The sequence below is a fragment of the Pantoea sp. USMM079 genome, assembly GCF_037153115.1.
Taxonomy (GTDB): Bacteria; Pseudomonadota; Gammaproteobacteria; order Enterobacterales; family Enterobacteriaceae; genus Pantoea; species Pantoea communis.
Map to the genome: position 1 here is coordinate 16,523 of NZ_JBBCKX010000011.1, position 19,572 is coordinate 36,094.

Below are 19,572 nucleotides of genomic sequence, written 5' to 3' on the forward strand. Positions count from 1 at the left end.
AGCTAAATCCACACCCTTTAATGGGATTTCGTTCAAATCCTGATAACAGTTTTGCAACGAAATCGTTAGGATAGCGCCGTTTGGCTTTCTCCTCTTTTGTCTCAGCATCAGGTAACCCCATGAAACGACATTTTGCACCCGAAACCGTTTCTGTAATCAAAAATGGAACCGGTTCCACTCGCAGGGAATTTCTGCTTGCCACACTTGGATTAACCGTGACTGGCGCAGTCGCAGCCCTGCCAGGGCGGGCGTTTGCAGCCAGCGTGATTCACGCCAGCGACGCGGTGAAACAGTTTGTGCAGATCTCACAAGCAATCACCGAACACAAACACCTGGATGTGACTCTTGCTGCGCGCTTTTACGAGGTCCTGGCGCAGCGTGACGCGCAGTTTGTGCCCCGTCTTGCCCAACTCAGCGCGTTGGTCACTCCGCACATCAGCGCCGATGATTTTCTGGCAAAAGCCAGTAGCGCGGGCCTGCATGATTTCCTCTATCAAATCGTCACGGCCTGGTACACCGGCACGGTAGGGGATGACTACCACGGCACGCTGGTGGCTTACAAACAGGCGCTGATGTACCAGACGGTCAGCGACGGTTTGGTGGTGCCGACTTACTGCGGCAATGGACCAATCTGGTGGACCGCACCGGTGCCGGATGAGCACGACGGTCATATCGAACAGTTGTAATTTCCTCAAAACTAAAACGACGAAAAATCTTGAAAAAACCAACTTTTACTGCGCAGGGTGATGCCTCCGCGGACATTGTGATTGTGGGCTCAGGTGTGGTCGGTGGATTGATGGCGAACGAACTCGTCAGTCAGGGCTACTCGGTGCTGGTACTGGAAGCAGGTTTACGCATTGACCGCGCGCAAGCGGTAGAAAACTGGCGCAACATGCCGTTTGCGAATCGCGCTGGGTCAGATTTCCAGGGACTGTATCCGCAGTCCAAATTCGCGCCCGCGCCGCTTTACTTCCCGCCGAACAACTATGTCAACGTGACCGGCCCTAACGCGTCCAGTTTTCAGCAGGGCTATTTGCGCACCGTAGGCGGCACCACCTGGCACTGGGCGGCATCGTGCTGGCGTCATCACCCGAGCGATTTTGTGATGCAGTCAAAATACGGTGTGGGGCGTGACTGGCCAATCAGCTATGACGAACTGGAGCCGTGGTATTGCCGCGCGGAAAATGAAATTGGTGTGGCGGGGCCAAACGATCCGCATATGCAGTCGCCGGTTGAACGCAGCCAGCCGTACCCGATGGATATGGTGCCGTTTGCCCACGGTGATAACTATTTCGCTAGCGTGGTGAATCCGCACGGTTACAACCTGGTGCCGATTCCACAAGGGCGCAGTACGCGTCCGTGGGAAGGGCGTTCAACCTGCTGCGGCAACAATAACTGCCAACCGATCTGCCCGATCGGCGCGATGTACAACGGCATCCACCACATTGAACGCGCCGAGCGGAATGGCGCAGTGGTGCTGGCCGAAGCGGTGGTTTACAAAATCGATACCGACGACAACAACCGCATCACCGCTGTGCACTGGAAAGATGCATCTGGCGCTTCGCACAAAGCGACGGGTAAAGCGTTTGCATTGGCCTGTAACGGTATCGAAACGCCGCGCCTGCTGCTGCTGGCCGCTAACGGTGGTAACCCGAACGGTATTGCCAACGGTTCTGATATGGTCGGCCGCAATATGATGGATCACTCCGGCTTCCACTGTTCGTTCCTCACCGAAGAACCGGTGTGGCTGGGACGTGGACCGGCGCAGAGCAGTTGCATGGTCGGCTATCGTGATGGCGAGTTCCGTCGTGATTACTCGGCCAACAAAATGATTTTGAACAACATCTCACGCGTAGTGGCCGCCACCCAGCAGGCGCTGAAAAAGGGACTGGTCGGCAAAGCGCTGGATGAGGAGATTCGCTATCGCTCAGTGCACAGCGTCGATATCTCGATCAGTCTTGAACCGCTACCGGATCCGGAAAACCGCTTAACCCTAAGTAAAACCCGTAAAGATCCGCACGGTCTGGCGTGCCCCGATATCTATTACGACGTCGGCGATTACGTGCGCAAGGGCGCGGAAGTGTCTCACGATCAGCTGGAGAAAATCGGCAAGCTGTTTAACGGCAAAGAGTTCGCCATCAGTAAAGGTCTTAATGCCAACAACCACATCATGGGCGGCGTGATCATGGGCAAAAGCGGCAAAGATGCAGTCGTGGATGGCAACTGCCGTGCGTTTGATCATGAGAACCTGTGGTTGCCGGGCGGCGGTGCGATCCCATCCGCCAGCGTGGTCAACAGTACGCTGACTATGGCGGCACTGGGCCTGAAAGCGGCACATGACATCAGCCTGCGTATGAAGGAGTTCGCATGAAAACGCTGCTTGCAGGTAGCTTATTCGCGCTGATGGCGTTTGGCGCACAAGCGGAAACACTGGACGTGAATTTGCTGCGTCAGGGTGAACAGGTTGCCACCGCGTCTGATTGCCAGGCGTGCCACACTGCGCCGGGCAGTAAAACCGCTTACAGCGGTGGATACGGTATTGCGTCACCGATGGGCACCATTTACGCCACCAACATTACGCCGGATAGCAGCGGCATCGGCAATTATAGCGAGGCCCAGTTCTCCGAGGCGGTGCGGCACGGTGTACGCGCGGACGGCGCGCAACTCTATCCGGCGATGCCATATACCTCTTACAGCATGATGACCGATGAAGATCTGCACGCGCTTTACTACTACATGATGCATGGCGTCAAAGCGCAGGCGCAGCACAACCCGCAGACCGATCTGCCGTTCCCGTTTAATCTGCGCTTCAGCATGCGCTTCTGGAACATGATGTTCGCCAACAACAAGATGTGGCAGAACGATGGCAGCAAAAGCGCGGAGTGGAATCGCGGTAACTATCTGGTCAACGGCCTGGCACACTGCAACACCTGTCATACTCCGCGCGGATTTATGATGCAGGAGCAGCAGGATCGTCCACTGGCTGGCGGAACGCTGGGCAGCTGGTATGCGCCAAACATCACGTCGGATGAGGTGAGCGGTATTGGCGGCTGGAGTGATGACGAGCTAGTGCAGTATCTGAAAACCGGACGCGCGCCCGGCAAGAATCAGGCGGCAGGCGGTATGGCGGAAGCGGTTGAGCACAGCCTGCAGTATCTGCCGGACAGCGATCTGCACGCTATCGCCACCTATCTGAAAGGCACCGCGCCGATTCGCGATGAAGGTGACACCGTACCCGCATTCAGTTACGGCGCGCCTTATGATGTGGAAAATAGCGTGCGTGGGCGCAATCCGAACAACGCCAATCACTCGCTGGACAACGGCGCGGCGCTGTTCAGCGGCAACTGCGCCAGCTGTCACCAGCCGGATGGCGCGGGCAGTGCTAATCAGGCTTATCCATCGCTGTTCCACAACACGGCAACCGGGCTGCGTAATCCGAACAACCTGATCTCTGCCATTTTGTTTGGTGTGCAACGTGACACCGCCGATCATCAGGTGCTGATGCCGGGCTTCAGTTCGCCGTCCTATGTCGACAAACTGAATGACCAGCAGGTCGCCGATATCAGTAACTTCGTGTTAGCGCATTACGGCAATGCCGAGGTTACCGTGACGGCGGGTGATGTGGCGTGGGTGAGAAAGGGCGGTCATCCACCGCTGCTGGCGCGTCTGCAACCGATGATGTTGCCGGGTATGATCGGCGCGATCATTGTGTTGCTGGTGGTGATTGTCGCGTTGCGCTTGATGCGTCGCAGGCGTGTAGATTGATTCCAGGTGCGCAAGAATGCGCACACTACAAACTGCATTAACCTCCGCAAGGTCGCCTCTTATGGCGACCTTGTTGCGTGTCATGTTACGGCATCAGGTTACATCAGCTATTTCAGCCACCAATCCTAATCAATCATCCCGCCAAAAATCGTATGGCTGCGCTTGATGGCTCTAAAACCGGAGAATTTTGCCCCTGCGATCACGCCGTAAGTAACACAGTTTCTTAACATTCATCCCAGTGATTAGGATCGCAATAATTATTACCAAACTCTCTTTAATAAGAAGCCATAGAGCTTACGCATGTTTGCGCAAAGAGAGAGGGCGTTATGCACGAGAAAATCCCCGGAACACGTTGGTATCGCGTTATTGCCCCAATTCTAATCACCTGCATCATCTCGTTTATGGATCGCGTAAACATCAGCTTCGCACTGCCGGGCGGCATGGATCAGGACCTGGCGATCACCAGCCAGATGGCCGGTATGGTCAGCGGCATCTTCTTTATTGGTTATCTATTCTTACAAGTGCCGGGCGGACGCATCGCCGTTAATGGTAGCGGCAAACGCTTTATCGCCTGGTCACTAATCGCCTGGATGGTGGTGTCCATCGCCACGGGCTTCGTCACCAACCACTACCAACTGCTGGCGCTGCGTTTTGTGTTGGGTATCTCCGAAGGCGGTATGTTACCGGTGGTACTTACCATGGTCAGCAACTGGTTCCCGGAAAAAGAGCTCGGACGCGCCAACGCCTTCGTGATGATGTTCGCGCCGCTGGGTGGCATGTTTACCGCCCCGATTTCCGGTTACATCATCAACGTGCTCGACTGGCGCTGGCTGTTTATTATTGAAGGCTTGCTGTCTGCAGCGGTATTGCTGGTGTGGTGGCTGGTGATTGCCGATCGTCCTGAAGAGGCGCGCTGGCTGCCTGCGCGTGAAAAAGAGTATCTGTTACGCGAACTGGCGCGCGATCATGCGGTGCATCGCAATGCGGCACCGATCAGCAAGACACCACTGAAAGCCGTGTTCCGCAATTCGGGGTTGATGAAGTTAGTGGCACTGAACTTCTTCTACCAGACCGGCGATTATGGTTACACGCTGTGGCTACCGAGCATCCTGAAAAATCTCACCGGCACGAATATGGCTGGGGTCGGCTTGTTAGCGGCGATCCCGTTTGTTGCCACTATTTTGGGGATATATGCAATTTCGTGGCTCAGCGACCGTACAGGAAAACGCCGTTTGTGGGTGATGGTTTCCCTGTTCTGCTTCGCCGCTGCGCTGCTGGCATCGGTGGTGCTGCACAGCAATATCGTCGCGTCTTATATCGCGCTGGTGGTGTGCGGTTTCTTCCTGAAAGCGGCGACCAGCCCATTTTGGTCAATTCCCGGACGTATTGCCTCGCCAGAGGTGGCGGGAGGTGCGCGTGGCGTAATCAACGGGCTGGGTAATCTGGGCGGATTCTGCGGGCCGTACCTGGTCGGCATAATGACGATGCTATATGGGCAGAGTGTGGCGGTGTGCTGGCTGGCGGGATCGCTGGTGGTGGCCGGCATTATTACGGCACTGCTACCGCGTAATTGCGATATCAATCCGTCAGCTCCACGTAAAATCGGGGCGGATGAGCGGCTGATGAGCGTGAAATAAATGGGTGCGCTGCCGTTAGCAGCGCAACGCTTGCCACGCAGACACCATTTTAGAGTGGCACGTAAAGTTCATTAGTAACGGCGTGCCAAATTCTTCATATTCAAATTTATCGAAGATTTTTTCCTTTCCAAACCCCAATTATTTGAATAAATCACCCCGCATCGGCATGTCTTATTGCTGGTGCGTAAGCATTCCGCTAAGAACACGCAAGCAAAATGAAATAACCCTGCGCGGCAAGATATGAAAGGTGTATGATTTTTTTGAGACTTAAGTCCAATGTAAATCAGAAAAAACCTAATTCATTGCAACATTGCGTGAGTATTCGTATGCCACTTACTAACGCCAGGGTACTTAATCTGGGAACGACTTCGCTCGTGCTGTATTCAGATTGCCAATATACCGTAGCCGGCATTTCAGCCATGATGCGTGAGAGATTTCCATAGCAACCAACCGGCAGTACCATCATTATCGTCAATGCCTGCTCGATGTCTCTGGAGGCAAGAATAAATGATGTTTTCGTATTAAGAAAAAGATACGGCGAACGCGCATTTATTTTTGTGCTGACGCAGGATAACGACAATTACGAGATCTATTCTCGTATTCATTTTGTTTCGCTGAGATCTTCAGCCAATGCACTACTGTGTTACATCATGAGTGCGGTGATACTGCATGAAAGTAGAGCCGTCAGGTTATCGCTACAAAGTATGCAAATCATCTACATGAAATCATTGGGTGTTGAGATTGCGGATATTGCATCGCTGATGAACAGAAGTTATTCAACGATAAAAAACAACTTTTCATACTGCAAAAGGCGTTTGCATATCAGGAGTTCATTCTCTGAGCGAGCACTGATCTATATTGCGAAAGGTATTGTCTGTAAACAATAATAAGGCGGGTCATGTCACAGCTGGTTTTGGTTTTTGTATTATGTTTAGTGCTGGCATTTTCTATTTATGCCATCGTTCATGGTAAAAAGAAAAAGCGCTTTTACAGCAGAAGAATTTCAAGTCGCCGCTAAATTCGGCAGCAAAATTGAATCGCCCAGTCACCGCGAGTCGGTTGCTGGGCGCCTTGTCAGCAAAAGCGCTTAACACCTCGCCATGTGGAAAATTTCCGGAGAAGTCAGGTCGAGAGCAGGGCGCGCTTAAACGAGAAAATATGAGCCCGTGCGGCATCGGCCGCTCGTTGCGTGTCACCGGATTCCAGTGCGTCAATAATCTCATTATGCTCCGAAATGACTTCATCCATATGGACAACATTGGACAACGTTGTCGCCCAAAAGCGCTGTGCCTGCGCATGAATCACACTCAGAATATCTGACAGCCGACTGTTTCCGGCGATATCGGCCAGCACCTGATGAAATTCGCGATCCAGCAACATCATTTCTTCGCGACTACGTGATTCGCTCGCTCTGGCGATTTGCTGGTTCAGTTCGCGCAGCTGTTGAATGTGTGAATCAATCACTTTCTGACTGGCTAGCTCAACACACAGGGTTTCATTGACCAATCTCACCTCAATTAACTCCAGTGCATCATCTATCGACAAAGGTGCCACCATCACGCCTTTGCGCGGGATGATCTGCAACAGCCCCTCGGTGGCCAGCCGATGAATCGCTTGATTGATCGGCGTCCGACCCATTGCCAAATCATCCATCACCTGAGCGGTATTTAAATACTCCCCTGGTTTGTAGCGAAGCGTGATGAGCTTGTGCCTGAACGCCAGATAAGCCTGTTCATTTAAAGAGAGGCTCTTTTCCCGGCTGGCTGGGTTCACATTTTCAGTAACTGACTCACTCATCACGACGTTCCTTTTTTTGCCAATGAGACATATTACACAAAAAGCTGGCATGAAAATCGCCAGTTTGAAAACACAGTGAAATTTCACAGTGATTTTTCAAATGGAGATCATCACATGCACCTTCAGTTCACAACCGGCGATAAAGCCGCTAGCACGCTCGATGTCGAGGTTTCCCATTTCATTATTGCGGGTTGGGCCGGACGCGATAGTGATGCGGTGTTGCACCATATCAGGGAGCTTGAAGCACTGGGCGTGCCCGCTCCCGGTGCAGTACCGTTGTTTTACCGCGTAGCGACCAATCAACTGAGCCAACAGCCACTGCTGGAAGTGGTCGGCGATGAAACCTCCGGGGAAGCTGAGCCCTTTGTGTTTTTCCATCGGGGCGAATGGTGGGTCTCCCTCACTTCAGATCACACCGATCGTTATCTGGAAACCTTCAGCGTTGCCCTCTCCAAACAGGCCTGTATTAAACCGGTTGCCAGCAAAGCCTGGCGCATGAGCGAGGTGGTTGAGCACTGGGATACGCTGGAGCTGACCTCGTGGATAAAAGAGCAGGGCGAATGGGTGGTTTATCAGCAGGGTACGCTGGCCTCATTACTGACACCACAAGATCTGCTGTCCCGCTATCTGAACGACAGCCCGGCTAAAGAAGGATTGGCGATGTCCTGCGGCACGCTGGGTGCGATTGGCGGTATTCGTCCCTCCAGTGAATTCCGCATGGCGCTGCACGATCCCCAATTGAACCGCACGCTGGAACACGCCTACTGCACTGGCGCGCTGCCAGTGGTCGCTTAAGGAGCATGCTAATGACCACACTCTGGCAAGCAAGTCAGCAGCTTCAGGCCGGCAACGCGTCTCCTGAGGTTTTCACTGAATCGGCATTGCGCGCGATGCAGGATTCGGCAAAGGAAGGGGAGCTGGTATTCACCCAACGCTATGCCCCACAGGCCACACAGCAGGCCATCGCGGCAGGTGAGCGCTGGAAAACCCAACAGTCTCTGAGTGCCATTGATGGGCTACCCGTCAGCATCAAAGACCTGTTTGATGTGCAAGGCGAGCCAACCACCGCGGGTTCACATTTGCTGCTAAATGCAAAACCGGCGGCAGCGAATGCCAGCGTGGTCGATCGCTTACATCAAGCAGGCGCCGCGATTGTGGGTAAAACCAATATGACGGAGTTCGCCTTCTCCGGGCTGGGTATCAATCCGCATTATGGCACTCCGGCCAACCCGTGGCAGCGCGCAGAAAAACGCATTCCAGGCGGTTCTTCCTCGGGCGCAGCTGTCGCCGTCGCCGATGGCATGTGTCTTGGTGCCATTGGTACTGACACCGGTGGATCGGTGCGCATTCCAGCCGCGCTGTGCGGCTTGACCGGCTTTAAACCCACTGCGAATCGCATCAATCAATCGGGTACGTTGCCGCTCTCTGCCTCGCTCGACAGCATCGGCGTGATTGCCCATGACGTGCGCAGCTGCTGGCTGCTGGACAGCGTCATCGCGGAACAGCCGCTTGAACTCCAGCAGGTGGAGTTACGCAATGCTCGTTTCGCCATCCCGCAGACCCGCGTGCTGGAGGGACTCGACGAAGACGTTGCGCAAGCCTGGAGAAATGCCATCGAAGCACTGGAACAGGCCGGTGCCACCCTGGTTGCACTGCCGCTTGAAGAGTTGGACGAGTTGAACAGCATGAATGCGCGTGGCGGCATTACCGCATACGAAGCATGGCAATGGCATCAACAAACCGCACTGGCGCAACCCGAAGCTTACGATCCTCAAGTGTTAGTGCGTGTGCAGCGCGGCAGTTTGCTGACGGAGCAAGATGCCCGTGAACTTCATCAACAGCGCAAAGCGTGGCAGCACCGCATTAATAGCGCGCTGGCAGACTTTGACGCCTTACTCATGCCCACCGTTCCGCGTATCGCACCGACCCTCGCTTCTCTGGAGGATGCGCAGCAGTACATGGAAGTCAACGCTCTGATGCTGCGTAACACCAGCGTAATCAACATGCTGGACGGCTGTGCACTCTCATTACCCTGCCATCAAACCGGTTGTGCGCCGGTTGGCCTAAGCCTTGCTTCTGTTCATGGTGATGACGCCCGCTTAATCAGCTGGTCGCTCGCCGTGGAAACTGCCCTCAACTGGAGATCCTGATGATGACTCAACCCCACGGCATGCTGTTTGTTGCTACCAACATTGGCGCTGAAGACGAAGCAGACTTCAACCAATGGTATGACCATGAACATGTAGAGGAGCGCGTCGCGATCGCTGGCTTCCTGACCGGAACGCGCTATCAGGCAATCAATGCTGAGCGCAAATATCTTGGTCTGTATGAAACCGAGGCGCTTGAAGCCTTTACCAGTGCGGATTATCACGCAGCCTTCACACGCCAGACCGAATGGTCAGTGAAGAACCTGCAAAAGATGGTTAATCCGATGCGTCGCGTCAGCGCGGTCACCCACAAGCATGGCAAAGGCACCGGCACCCATCTGGCAGTGGTGACGTTGAACGTGCTGGATGCTGATGTGTTGACCGCGTGGCAGCAGCAAATTAGCCACACGCCGGGCTATATCGCATCCAGTCTACTGACCCCGGATGTGGTGCTCAGTTCTCCGTTGCCAATGGAGAACAAAGAACAGCGTCAAATGCTGCCCATGCTGCTGATTCACTGCAGCGATGCATCAAGCTGTGACCAGCTGGCCGCACAGGCGGCGGAACTGATGATGGGCGATGTTCAACGCTATGCCTTTAGCTGGCAGTTAACCAAACAGGAGTTGGCACATGGCTAATACAGACTCTTCATTGCAGCAGACGGTGCGTGATAAGCGGACGGCGTCGAAAACCGGGCGCCTGGCCGCGGCCAGTTCCATCGGCACAGCGCTGGAATGGTACGACTTCACCGTTTACAACATTATGGCGGCACTGGTGTTTAACCATGTGTTCTTCCCCAGTTTTGATCCGCTGGTTGGCACCATTCTGGCGTTTTCGACCTATGCGGTAGGTTACATTTCACGTCCGCTGGGCGGTTTTGTGTTTGGTCATCTGGGGGATGTCGCAGGGCGCAAAGCCGTGTTGATCATCACGCTGGTGATCATGGGCGTCACCACCGCCTTAATGGGCTTGCTGCCAGGCTATGCGGTGTGGGGCATCTGGAGTCCGGTGCTGTTGGTCGCGCTGCGTTTTGTGCAGGGTATTGCACTGGGCGGTGAATGGGCGGGTGCCGTTTTATTATCGATGGAACACGGTGATGCCGACAAGCGAGGCCGTAATGCCTCCTTTGCGCAGGTTGGCCCTTCCTGCGGTACCTTGATTGGCACCGGTTTTATCACGCTGGTAACGGTGATGATGAGCGCCGATCAGTTCCAGGCATGGGGCTGGCGCATTCCGTTCCTGCTGAGTCTGCTGCTGGTGATATTTGGATTGTGGTTACGCCGTGGCGTGGAAGAGACGCCGACCTTTGTCGCGATGCAGGCTGCAGAAAAAACGACGCATACGCCACTGAAAGAGGTGTTCGTCAACTATCCTAAACAGCTACTGATTGCGGGGGGATCACGTATCGGTTCCGATGTGCTGTACGCTCTGGTAGTGGTGTTTACCCTGACTTATGTCACCACCGTGCTGCAACTGCCACGCCCTTTGGCTTTGATGGCTACGATGTTAGGTGCAATAGGGAATGCGATCACCGTCCCGATGTTTGGCGCGCTATCGGATAAGTGGGGACGCCGACCGGTTTACATCACGGGTGCTGTATTAGCTATCGTCTGGTCTTTCGTGTTCTTCGTGTTGTTAGACAGCACGCAGCCGGTGCTGATTGTGCTGGCGGTGATAGGTGGTCTGCTGATCCATGCAATCATGTATGGACCACAAGCCGCGTTCGTCACTGAACAGTTTCCCAGCCACGTTCGCTATGCCGGGTCTTCACTGGCCTACACGCTGGCAGGTATTGTTGGTGGCGGATTTGCGCCGTTGATCATCACCACGCTCTATAAAGAATTGGGCAGCACGCTGTGGGTGTCGCTGTACGTTACGCTGGCGCTGCTGATCACGCTGTTTGCCTTGTGGAAGGCAAAAGAGACGGCGCATAAGCCGTTGTAACTATGTGGATTGCGGCAGTCATTGAGTGTGGGTGGCCTTAGGGCCGCCCACAGCTACCTGACACTATTCACATCTCCACCCCTAACTCCTCCCAAAGCAGCGGGACACAATTCTCCCCCCTAATCGTTGATCGACCGCAAATTTCTATCTTCTCAATCATTACTCTCAGGCTAACGATCACATCCTCAGGTTGATTGATGGCTGAACCGCTTAAGACCACACTTTCCTGCGTTGACGTAATCAAGCGATTCGCTCATTCAGGAGGTTAGTCATGTCATCAGGACAACAAACGGCGCGGGTGTGGAATACGCGCCGTACCGAGAAACAACGGCGACAGGCGTCGTTGCCGGTGCAGGGCAAAGTATTACCCACCGATCAAATGGTTGAGATGCTGGAAAAATTAATCTCGCCAGGTGACCGTGTCGTATTGGAAGGCAATAACCAGAAACAAGCCGATTTCCTCTCACGTATGTTGGCCGAGGTTAACCCGCAAAAAGTGCACAATCTGCATATGATCATGCCGAGCGTGGGCCGCAGTGAACACCTCGACATCTTTGAAAAAGGCATCGCCCGCAAGCTCGATTTCTCCTTTTCCGGCACGCAAAGTCTGCGTATTTCGCAGCTACTGGAAGACGATCAGCTGGAAATCGGCGCGATTCATACCTACATTGAACTCTACTCTCGCCTCTACGTAGACCTCGCACCGAATGTCGCGCTGATTGCCGGATACAAAGCTGACCGTAAAGGCAATCTCTACACCGGGCCAAGTACCGAAGACACGCCAGCACTGGTCGAAGCGGCTGCTTTCCACGACGGGATTGTGATCGCCCAGGTTAACGAACTGGTGGACGACGAGTGTGATCTGCCGCGCGTGGATATTCCTGGTTCGTGGATCGACTACGTAGTAGTAGCTGACAAACCCTTCTTTATCGAACCGCTGTTTACCCGCGACCCGCGTCTGATCAAACAGGAACACATCCTGATGGCGATGATGGCGATCAAAGGCATCTACGCCGAACATCAGGTGCAATCGCTCAATCACGGCATTGGTTTCAATACCGCCGCTATCGAACTGCTGCTGCCGACCTACGGTGAACAGCTCGGCCTAAAAGGCAAAATCTGTAAGCACTGGACGCTGAACCCGCATCCCACGCTCATCCCGGCGATTGAAAGCGGCTGGGTCGAGAGTGTGCACTGCTTCGGTGGTGAACTGGGGATGGAAGAGTACATCCGCGCGCGCCCGGATATCTTTTTCACCGGGGCCGATGGCTCGATGCGCTCTAACCGCGCCATGTGCCAGCTGGCAGGTCAATATGCCGTCGATATGTTTATCGGCTCGACGCTGCAAATCGATGGCCTGGCAAATTCCTCAACGGTCACGCGCGGTCGTCTCTCTGGCTTTGGTGGCGCCCCGAATATGGGCCACGATCCGCACGGTCGTCGCCATGCCACTGCCGCCTGGCTGGCAATGAAAAATGGCGAAGATGCCATGGAACGCGGCCGCAAACTCGTCGTGCAGATGGTCGAAACCTTCCAGGCAGGCGTGAAGCCGACCTTCGTAGAGAAACTCGATGCCATTGAAGTGGCGAAAAACTCTGGAATGCCGCTGGCGCCGGTGATGATTTATGGCGATGACGTCACGCATGTGCTGACCGAAGAGGGTATTGCCTATCTCTATCGTGCGCAGGACCTCGAAGAGCGTCGGGCGATGGTGGCGGCAGTGGCCGGTATTACCGATATCGGACTGGGCGTGGATGCCAAACGTGTGGCAGAACTGCGTCGCAGCGGCAAAGTGGTGTTCCCGGAAGATCTCGGGATTCGCCGTTCTGATGCCACCCGTTCACTGCTGGCGGCGGGTAGCGTGGCCGATCTGGTCGAGTGGTCGGATGGCCTCTACAACCCACCGGCAAAATTCCGGAGCTGGTAATGAAACGACTCGCGCCGCAATCGGTTGAAAGCCGCCTGCATCAGCTGGCTCAGCACGCCACCGATTGCCTGATCGAAGAAGTGAACCTGACGCCCAAGCCTGGGCTGGTGGATCGTCGCGGCAGCGGCGCGCATCAGGATCTCTCGCTGGCGCTGATGGAACGTTCCGCACGCAGCCTGAAGCCGACCTTTTATGCGCTGGCGCAACAGTGCTGGCAGCGTCCAGCGGATATCGCACTGCGCGAAACCGTGGGCCGCCTTGGTCGCGAAGGGGAGCGTCAGATGATGGCTGCCACCGACGGGGTGAATACCCATCGTGGCGCGATCTGGGCATTGGGTTTGCTGGTCAGCGCGGCGGCGATGCGCGGCGGTGAGGTAAGCAGCGATCAACTCTGCACTCGTGCCGCTGAACTGGCTTGTTTACCGGATCGCCACGCACCCAAAACCTTCAGTAAAGGGTTACGTGCCGTGCATCGCTTTCAGGTGCCGGGCGCACGTGAAGAAGCGCAACAGGGCTTTCCGCATATCACGCAGCTGGCATTGCCGCAGTTGCAGCGCAGTCGAGAAGCCGGGGCCGATGAAACCGAGGCGCGGCTCGATGCGCTGATGGCGATTCTGACCTCGCTCAGTGATACCTGCGTGCTGAACCGTGCGGGCATGCCAGGGTTGATGACCCTACAACGTGGTGCGCACGCGGTGTTACAGGCGGGTGGCACTGCGCACATAGCGGGTCGTCAGGCTTTACAACAACTGGATAGCGCGATGCTGGCGCTGAATGCGTCTCCCGGCGGCGCGGCTGATTTACTTGCCGCCACGCTGTTTATCGATCGCGTCAGCATCGCCACTCATTGATTAAGAGGTTGCTATGGAAAAGATAACGTTGTCTTACCCGGCACGTCGCACGCTTAGCGGAAATGCGCTGGCGGGCGTAGTGGGATCGGGTGATATGGAAGTGCTGTACCGCGCGGATAACAGTGCCGTGCTCAGCGTGGCGATCACCACCTCGGTGGATAACAGCAAAGCGCGTTGGGACGCGTTGTTCAGCCGCCTGGCGGAACTGACTGAGCTACCGGCGGGCCAACTGGTGATCCACGATTTTGGTGCCACGCCGGGCGTTGCGCGTATTCGTATCGAACAGGTGTTTGAGGAGGTGAACCATGCGTGATGACAGCAGCTTTATCGAATTACGCGCCCGTCAGCGTGCGCTGGCATTGCTGGACAGCGGCAGTGCGCGCGAACTGCTCGATCCGTTCGAAGGCGTGATGTCTCCCTGGTTGGAGAAACAGGGCATTGTGCCGCAGGCCGATGACGGCATGGTGGTGATGAAAGGCACGCTTAACGGCCATCCCACCGTGGTAATTGCCATTGAAGGCACCTTCCAGGGCGGCAGCATGGGGGAAGTCTCCGGCGCAAAAATGGCCGGTGCGCTGGAGTTGGCGGCTGAAGACAATCGCAACGGCATTCCAACCCAGGCCATTCTGTGTCTGGAAACCGGCGGCGTGCGCTTGCAGGAAGCCAATTTGGGGCTGGCGGCGATTGCGGATATTCACGCCGCCATCGTCGATCTGCGTCAATACACCCCGGTGATCGGCATCGTTGCCGGGACCGTTGGCTGCTTTGGCGGAATGTCGATTGCCGCCGCGCTGTGCAGCCATCTGATTGTGACGCGTGAAGCACGTCTGGGATTGAATGGCCCGCAGGTGATTGAGCAGGAAGCGGGCATTGATGAGTATGACTCGCGTGACCGTCCATTTATCTGGAGCATGACCGGTGGCGAGATTCGCTATCAAAGCGGGCTGGTCGATGCGCTGGTGTCAGACGGTGTCCAGGCGGTGAAAACGGCAGTGGATGCAGCGTTGGCGCAAGGGGTTCCGGCACAGCATCGCAGCGAAAACTATGCATTCTATCTTGAGCGTTTAAGCCATTTCGATACCGCTCAACAGGCCAGCACAGCCACCATTCATCAGGTCTTTACCCCGGAGGTGAAATCATGAGCGCACACAACAGTCGGGGTGAGCTGTGGCTCAGCCAGTTAACCGGCGGCGCTGCCAGCCACACAGGGCTTTGTCCGTCCGTGCAGGTCGCGGATGCCGAACTTAATGGCGAAACCGCTCGTTTCATTGCTGTCGTTCCGGATGCGCACAATCGCTATCCACGCGCTGCGCAAGGCGAAGTCGGTTTGCTGGAAGGCTGGACGCTGGCAAAAGTGGTGCAAGAGACCATTGCGGAAGACGCCGCAAACGCAGTGAAGCGACCCATCATTGCGGTGATTGATGTGCCAAGTCAGGCTTATGGCCGCCGTGAAGAGGGCTTTGGTATTCATCAGGCACTGGCGGGCGCTGCGGGCGCTTATGCACAAGCGCGTCTGGCCGGGCATCCGGTGATTGGGCTGATCGTGGGTAAGGCAATGTCCGGCGCGTTTCTGGCGCACGGTTATCAGGCCAATCGACTGATCGCGTTTAACGACCCGGCCGTGCAGGTGCACGCCATGGGTAAAGCCTCGGCGGCGCGTATCACCCTGCGCACCGTGGAAGCGCTGGAGAAACTTGCTGCCAGCGTACCGCCGATGGCCTATGACATCGGTAATTACGCCACGCTCGGCCTGTTGTCATCTCTGCTGGACATCACCCATCCGGATGCGCCGACGGCCGAAGAGGTCACGCGTGTTAAAGCCACGCTGGCGGAAGCGATTGACGATACGCGCCGTGTGCCGGGTCGAGGTTCGCGCCTGGCGGCACCGAATCGTCAAAGCTCGGCACTGGTGCGCGAACGTCTGCGCGCCAGTTGGTAATACCCTAATAATAAAAAGCATTAAATCAACCTGCCGGCTGTCAGTATGCCGGACGCACGCGGCGTCCGGCCTCTGCGGCAACTGATAAATTCAACACCATCGCGTCAGTACTCACTCTTTTAATAACAAACAGGTGATTTATGACTTACGTGATTCTGCATGCTCTGGCTCCGATCTTCATTATCATGTTGCTCGGATTCTGGGCCGGCAAAGCCAAAATGGTTGATAACAAGAACGTCTCTTTACTCAATATTTTTGTGATGGATTTTGCGCTGCCCGCCGCGTTGTTTAGCGCCACGGTACAAACGCCGTGGAGCGGGATTGTGGCGCAGATGCCGCTGATTGTGGTGCTGACGCTGGCGATGTGGGTGGCCTATGCGGTGCTCTATTTTGTTGCCACTAAAATCTTCAAAAAGTCGCCACAGGATGCGGCTGTATTGACGCTGACTGTGGCGTTGCCTAATTACGCAGCGCTAGGTTTACCCATCCTTGGCAGCGTGGTAGGAGAAGGTTCGGCGACATCGCTCTCTGTTGCCGTCTCCATTGCCTGCGGTTCAGTGCTGATGACCCCCTTCTGCCTGCTGATTCTCGAACGTGAAAAAGCGCGTACCGCCGGGGAAACACAGCGTTCAACGCTGGCGATGCTGCCGGTGTTGATGTGGCGTTCGGTGAAAAAACCGATTGTGCTGGGACCGCTATTGGGCGTGGTGCTGTCAGCCATTGGCATCAAAATGCCGGATTTGGTGCTGGCCGCGATTAAACCGCTCGGTCTGGCTGCCACCGCCGCCGCACTGTTCCTGACCGGGGTGATCCTCTCGGCACGTCAACTGAAAATCAACAGCATGGTGATCAGCTCGACAGTGACCAAACTGCTGATCCAACCGTTACTGGCGTGGGGCATTGTGATGTTGTTTGGTTTGCACGGCACCGTCGCGATCACCGCGATTCTGATGATTGCGCTGTCAGCCGGTTTCTTTGGTGTGGTATTTGGTAATCGCTTTGGTGTGCAGTCACCGGATGCCGAAGCGGTACTGTTACTGAGTTCGCTGCTGTCGATTGTGTCACTGCCGCTGTTTATTAGCCTAACTTCAGGAATGTAATCATGAATATCCGCCCACACGATCTGCTCTGGCTGCACGCTGATACCACGCTGCTCGACATTAAGGAAAGCTGGGTGGCGCAACAGTGGAACGCTCAGCAGCCGGTCGTGGTGCGGCGTGATGTGATGCGGCAGGATCGCATTCCGATTGGCGTGCGTGGCAGTGCACGCCATCAACGGGCGGCGGGATGGGTGCGGGAGCAGGATGTGCTGCGGATTGATACACCGGAGGGGCTACTGGCGCATGCAAGCGACTCTATGTTTCGCGCATTACCCACGGTTGAGGCAGTGATGCAACTGCATCAGCAGCGCTGGTCATGGTCGTGGGGCGTGACCGGCAGCACGGGATTTGCCTTAGCGACCGGATTGCCGGTGCTGCATGCCTCGAGCGATCTCGACCTGTTAATTCGCGCACCGCAGCCGTTGCAGGCGGAGGAGGTGACGGCCTGGCAGCAACAAGTGTCACGTTTGCCCTGTCGGGCTGATACCCAGGTGGAAACGCCGGTGGGTGCCTTCGCGCTTAATGAGTGGCTGCGCGAGGGGCGCGTATTGCTGAAAACCGCACGCGGTCCACGCCTGACAACGCTTCCCTGGACGGAGGACATAAAATGAAAACGCTGTTCACTTTTCCGGGGCAGGGCACGCAACGGCCTGGCATGCTGCAGTCGCTGGCGCGCGATGAGACCTGGCAAGTGGCGCATGAGGTGCTGGGGGAGGAGTTGATGCAACTCGATTCTCCCGTCGCACTGCAACATACGCGCGCGGTACAACTGGCGCTGCTGATTGCGGGCGTGTCGGCGGCACGCCAGCTGATATCCCGCGGAGTGCAGCCCGATATGGTGTGTGGCCTGTCGATTGGTGCGTATCCTGCGGCAGTTATCGCCGGTGCATTGGATTTTACCGATGCCCTCCAGTTGGTGGCACTGCGCGGTGAATTGATGGAGCAGGCGTATCCTCAAGGCTATGGGTTGACGGCGATCAGTGGCTTGACGCTGGCACAAGTCGAAGCGCTGGTGGATGGGCAAACCACATTTATCGCCAACATTAATGCCGAAACACAGATTGTGATCGCGGGTAGCGATGATGCCATGGCGGCGGTGGCGCAGCAGGCGCTGGCGCAGGGGGCTCATCGAGCGCAGCGGTTGGCGATCAGCGTGCCTTCACACTGTGCGCTACTGGATAGCCCCGCGCAGCAGCTCAAAGCCGCTCTGGACAAGGTCAGGTTACAACGTCCGCCATTAGCGTATTTAAGCGGCAGCAGCGCTCGCGTTCTCTGGCAGCCGGAGCGTATTGCTGACGATCTGGCGATGAACATGGCGCGCAGCGTGCGCTGGCATGAGGCGATGGTGGCGGCGAAAGAACGTGAAGTGCGTCTGGTGATTGAGATGCCGCCCGGCGAAGTGCTAACGGGTTTAACGCGCAGTGTGCAGTGCCAGGGCGAGTGTATCGCCCTTGAGCGCAGCGGCGCTGAACTGGCGCTGCGTCTGTTTCAGCGGCTGGCACGCTGAATCTTTTCCTGCAAACTCAGAGCGAACATACGCCCTTCAGCCACCAGTGCCAGCAGATTTGGATCATGTTCGCGGTTGCGCGGAAACACGATAGCGATCTGCTGTCGCATTTGATACGGCTCGGCTAAGCGGAGAAAACGCAGATCGTTTTCATACTGCTTACGCATCCTGCCCGGTACCAGCGAATAGCCCATGCCGGCCTGCACCAGACTGAGCATCGAGAAGATGTCATTCACGCGCGTGACGATGTTGGGTTCAAAACCGGCCACGTGGCAGGCTTCCTGAAAACCGGCAAAGGTAGCAAAGCCTTCTGCCAGCGAGACAAAGGGTTTATCGCTGTAGCGACGCAGGTCGATATCCCTTTCACTGTTGTCACTGTTACCCGCTGGCACGGCAAGAAAGATATCGTCCTGAAACAGCGCGACCTGTTCAAAAATCTTTTCATCAATCTCGGCTTCGCTGACAGAAATGATAATCGCATCCAGCTGATTGTCTTTCAGCGCGCGCAGCAGCAAATCATTGGAACCCATGGTGAGGTTGAGTTCTAACTCGGGGCGGCGCAGTTTCATTTTCATGATCAGACGCGGCACGGTTTCCAGCGACAGAGAATACAAGGTGCCAACGCGCAAATGCCCCAGACCTATGCCTGCAGTGCGTCGTGTTTCATCAATGCCCTGACTCAGCGTAGCCAGCGCTTCCCGGCTGTATTCCAGCAGCGTCGTAGCGGCGGGCAGTGCCACCAGGTTGCGGCCTTTATGTTCAAACAGCGGACAACGCAAACTCTCTTCCAGCGTGTGCAGCGCACGATGCACGCTCACGGTGCTGATCCCCAGCGTTTCTGCCGCTCTTGCGAGGTTTTCCGTTTCCATGTAGCAGCTGAAAATCAGCAGCTTGCGAATGGTGAGATCATTGTCGAGGGTGAGTTTCATGCCGGTTTCATATCGTCATCAGAGAGGGC

18 protein-coding genes are annotated in these 19,572 nt (G+C 55.8%); 16 read left to right on the top strand and 2 right to left on the bottom strand.

What is annotated here, in order from left to right; all coding sequences use genetic code 11:
• The first annotated feature begins 119 nt into the window (after positions 1 to 119).
• The 4 genes from WFP70_RS15570 to WFP70_RS15585 all read left to right on the top strand — a co-directional run bounded on the left by WFP70_RS15570 (position 120) and on the right by WFP70_RS15585 (position 5,402).
• Positions 120 to 686: a sugar dehydrogenase complex small subunit gene (locus WFP70_RS15570; RefSeq protein ID WP_337023746.1), complete on the top strand. Its 567-nt coding sequence runs from the start codon at positions 120 to 122 to the stop codon at positions 684 to 686.
• A 29-nt stretch (positions 687 to 715) separates the two neighbouring features.
• Positions 716 to 2,371 carry a GMC family oxidoreductase gene (locus WFP70_RS15575; protein ID WP_337023747.1) on the top strand — a complete coding sequence of 552 codons (1,656 nt, stop codon included), beginning with the start codon at positions 716 to 718 and terminating at the stop codon, positions 2,369 to 2,371.
• The gene (locus WFP70_RS15580; protein ID WP_337023748.1) at positions 2,368 to 3,765 is read left to right on the top strand and encodes a c-type cytochrome; all 1,398 of its coding nucleotides are present in this window, start codon (positions 2,368 to 2,370) and stop codon (positions 3,763 to 3,765) included. The genes WFP70_RS15575 and WFP70_RS15580 overlap by 4 nt, the downstream gene beginning before the upstream one ends.
• A 326-nt stretch (positions 3,766 to 4,091) precedes the next feature.
• Positions 4,092 to 5,402, top strand: coding sequence for an MFS transporter (locus WFP70_RS15585; RefSeq protein WP_337023749.1), 1,311 nt, complete (start codon positions 4,092 to 4,094; stop codon positions 5,400 to 5,402).
• A gap of 1,122 nt (positions 5,403 to 6,524) precedes the next feature.
• On the opposite strand, the gene WFP70_RS15590 is transcribed toward WFP70_RS15585, so the two are convergent.
• Positions 6,525 to 7,199 carry a GntR family transcriptional regulator gene (locus WFP70_RS15590; RefSeq protein ID WP_337023750.1) on the bottom strand — a complete coding sequence of 225 codons (675 nt, stop codon included), beginning with the start codon at positions 7,197 to 7,199 and terminating at the stop codon, positions 6,525 to 6,527.
• A 114-nt stretch (positions 7,200 to 7,313) separates the two neighbouring features.
• Here WFP70_RS15590 and WFP70_RS15595 point away from each other — a divergent pair, with 114 nt between their 5' ends.
• The 12 genes from WFP70_RS15595 (at position 7,314) to mdcH (ending at position 18,614) form a co-directional block, all read left to right on the top strand.
• Complete coding sequence (locus WFP70_RS15595; RefSeq protein ID WP_283004125.1) at positions 7,314 to 7,994, top strand: DUF2848 domain-containing protein; 681 nt, start codon at positions 7,314 to 7,316, stop codon at positions 7,992 to 7,994.
• Between the two features lie 11 nt (positions 7,995 to 8,005).
• Entirely contained in the window at positions 8,006 to 9,349 is a 1,344-nt protein-coding gene (locus WFP70_RS15600; RefSeq protein ID WP_337023751.1) for an amidase, read from the top strand.
• On the top strand, positions 9,349 to 9,984 hold the full coding sequence (locus WFP70_RS15605; protein WP_337023752.1) for a hypothetical protein: 636 nt from the start codon (positions 9,349 to 9,351) through the stop codon (positions 9,982 to 9,984). The genes WFP70_RS15600 and WFP70_RS15605 overlap by 1 nt, the downstream gene beginning before the upstream one ends.
• On the top strand, positions 9,977 to 11,290 hold the full coding sequence (locus WFP70_RS15610; RefSeq protein ID WP_337023753.1) for an MFS transporter: 1,314 nt from the start codon (positions 9,977 to 9,979) through the stop codon (positions 11,288 to 11,290). Before WFP70_RS15605 ends, WFP70_RS15610 begins: the two co-directional genes overlap by 8 nt.
• A 271-nt stretch (positions 11,291 to 11,561) precedes the next feature.
• Positions 11,562 to 13,217 carry a malonate decarboxylase subunit alpha gene (gene mdcA, locus WFP70_RS15615; protein WP_337023754.1) on the top strand — a complete coding sequence of 552 codons (1,656 nt, stop codon included), beginning with the start codon at positions 11,562 to 11,564 and terminating at the stop codon, positions 13,215 to 13,217.
• The gene (locus WFP70_RS15620) at positions 13,217 to 14,068 is read left to right on the top strand and encodes a triphosphoribosyl-dephospho-CoA synthase (protein WP_337023755.1); all 852 of its coding nucleotides are present in this window, start codon (positions 13,217 to 13,219) and stop codon (positions 14,066 to 14,068) included. The genes mdcA and WFP70_RS15620 overlap by 1 nt, the downstream gene beginning before the upstream one ends.
• A 13-nt stretch (positions 14,069 to 14,081) precedes the next feature.
• Positions 14,082 to 14,381 carry a malonate decarboxylase acyl carrier protein gene (mdcC, locus tag WFP70_RS15625; protein ID WP_034830400.1) on the top strand — a complete coding sequence of 100 codons (300 nt, stop codon included), beginning with the start codon at positions 14,082 to 14,084 and terminating at the stop codon, positions 14,379 to 14,381.
• Positions 14,374 to 15,210 carry a biotin-independent malonate decarboxylase subunit beta gene (locus WFP70_RS15630; RefSeq protein ID WP_337023756.1) on the top strand — a complete coding sequence of 279 codons (837 nt, stop codon included), beginning with the start codon at positions 14,374 to 14,376 and terminating at the stop codon, positions 15,208 to 15,210. The genes mdcC and WFP70_RS15630 overlap by 8 nt, the downstream gene beginning before the upstream one ends.
• Positions 15,207 to 16,007 (top strand): biotin-independent malonate decarboxylase subunit gamma, encoded by an 801-nt coding sequence (gene mdcE, locus WFP70_RS15635; RefSeq protein ID WP_337023757.1) that lies wholly within the window; start codon positions 15,207 to 15,209, stop codon positions 16,005 to 16,007. The genes WFP70_RS15630 and mdcE overlap by 4 nt, the downstream gene beginning before the upstream one ends.
• Before the next feature lie 140 nt (positions 16,008 to 16,147).
• A complete protein-coding gene (locus WFP70_RS15640) occupies positions 16,148 to 17,107 on the top strand; it encodes an AEC family transporter (protein WP_058961684.1) in 960 nt (319 codons plus the stop codon).
• A 2-nt stretch (positions 17,108 to 17,109) separates the two neighbouring features.
• Entirely contained in the window at positions 17,110 to 17,718 is a 609-nt protein-coding gene (locus WFP70_RS15645) for a malonate decarboxylase holo-ACP synthase (protein ID WP_337023758.1), read from the top strand.
• Positions 17,715 to 18,614, top strand: a complete 900-nt coding sequence (gene mdcH, locus WFP70_RS15650) for a malonate decarboxylase subunit epsilon (RefSeq protein WP_337023759.1) — start codon at positions 17,715 to 17,717, stop codon at positions 18,612 to 18,614. Before WFP70_RS15645 ends, mdcH begins: the two co-directional genes overlap by 4 nt.
• On the opposite strand, the gene WFP70_RS15655 is transcribed toward mdcH, so the two are convergent.
• Positions 18,596 to 19,543: a LysR family transcriptional regulator gene (locus WFP70_RS15655; protein WP_337023760.1), complete on the bottom strand. Its 948-nt coding sequence runs from the start codon at positions 19,541 to 19,543 to the stop codon at positions 18,596 to 18,598. The two genes, mdcH and WFP70_RS15655, sit on opposite strands and share 19 nt — an antisense overlap.
• Between the last annotated feature and the right edge of the window lie 29 nt (positions 19,544 to 19,572).

What these genes read in the sequence shown, in the direction of transcription:
- WFP70_RS15570 (WP_337023746.1), top strand. Translation starts at nt 120, where the DNA reads ATGAAACGACATTTTGCACCCGAAACCGTTTCTGTAATCAAAAATGGA.
- WFP70_RS15580 (WP_337023748.1), top strand. Translation starts at nt 2,368, where the DNA reads ATGAAAACGCTGCTTGCAGGTAGCTTATTCGCGCTGATGGCGTTTGGC.
- WFP70_RS15585 (WP_337023749.1), top strand. Translation starts at nt 4,092, where the DNA reads ATGCACGAGAAAATCCCCGGAACACGTTGGTATCGCGTTATTGCCCCA.
- WFP70_RS15590 (WP_337023750.1), bottom strand. Translation starts at nt 7,199, where the DNA reads ATGAGTGAGTCAGTTACTGAAAATGTGAACCCAGCCAGCCGGGAAAAG.
- WFP70_RS15595 (WP_283004125.1), top strand. Translation starts at nt 7,314, where the DNA reads ATGCACCTTCAGTTCACAACCGGCGATAAAGCCGCTAGCACGCTCGAT.
- WFP70_RS15600 (WP_337023751.1), top strand. Translation starts at nt 8,006, where the DNA reads ATGACCACACTCTGGCAAGCAAGTCAGCAGCTTCAGGCCGGCAACGCG.
- WFP70_RS15605 (WP_337023752.1), top strand. Translation starts at nt 9,349, where the DNA reads ATGATGACTCAACCCCACGGCATGCTGTTTGTTGCTACCAACATTGGC.
- WFP70_RS15610 (WP_337023753.1), top strand. Translation starts at nt 9,977, where the DNA reads ATGGCTAATACAGACTCTTCATTGCAGCAGACGGTGCGTGATAAGCGG.
- mdcA (WP_337023754.1), top strand. Translation starts at nt 11,562, where the DNA reads ATGTCATCAGGACAACAAACGGCGCGGGTGTGGAATACGCGCCGTACC.
- WFP70_RS15620 (WP_337023755.1), top strand. Translation starts at nt 13,217, where the DNA reads ATGAAACGACTCGCGCCGCAATCGGTTGAAAGCCGCCTGCATCAGCTG.
- mdcC (WP_034830400.1), top strand. Translation starts at nt 14,082, where the DNA reads ATGGAAAAGATAACGTTGTCTTACCCGGCACGTCGCACGCTTAGCGGA.
- WFP70_RS15630 (WP_337023756.1), top strand. Translation starts at nt 14,374, where the DNA reads ATGCGTGATGACAGCAGCTTTATCGAATTACGCGCCCGTCAGCGTGCG.
- mdcE (WP_337023757.1), top strand. Translation starts at nt 15,207, where the DNA reads ATGAGCGCACACAACAGTCGGGGTGAGCTGTGGCTCAGCCAGTTAACC.
- WFP70_RS15640 (WP_058961684.1), top strand. Translation starts at nt 16,148, where the DNA reads ATGACTTACGTGATTCTGCATGCTCTGGCTCCGATCTTCATTATCATG.
- WFP70_RS15645 (WP_337023758.1), top strand. Translation starts at nt 17,110, where the DNA reads ATGAATATCCGCCCACACGATCTGCTCTGGCTGCACGCTGATACCACG.
- mdcH (WP_337023759.1), top strand. Translation starts at nt 17,715, where the DNA reads ATGAAAACGCTGTTCACTTTTCCGGGGCAGGGCACGCAACGGCCTGGC.
- WFP70_RS15655 (WP_337023760.1), bottom strand. Translation starts at nt 19,543, where the DNA reads ATGAAACTCACCCTCGACAATGATCTCACCATTCGCAAGCTGCTGATT.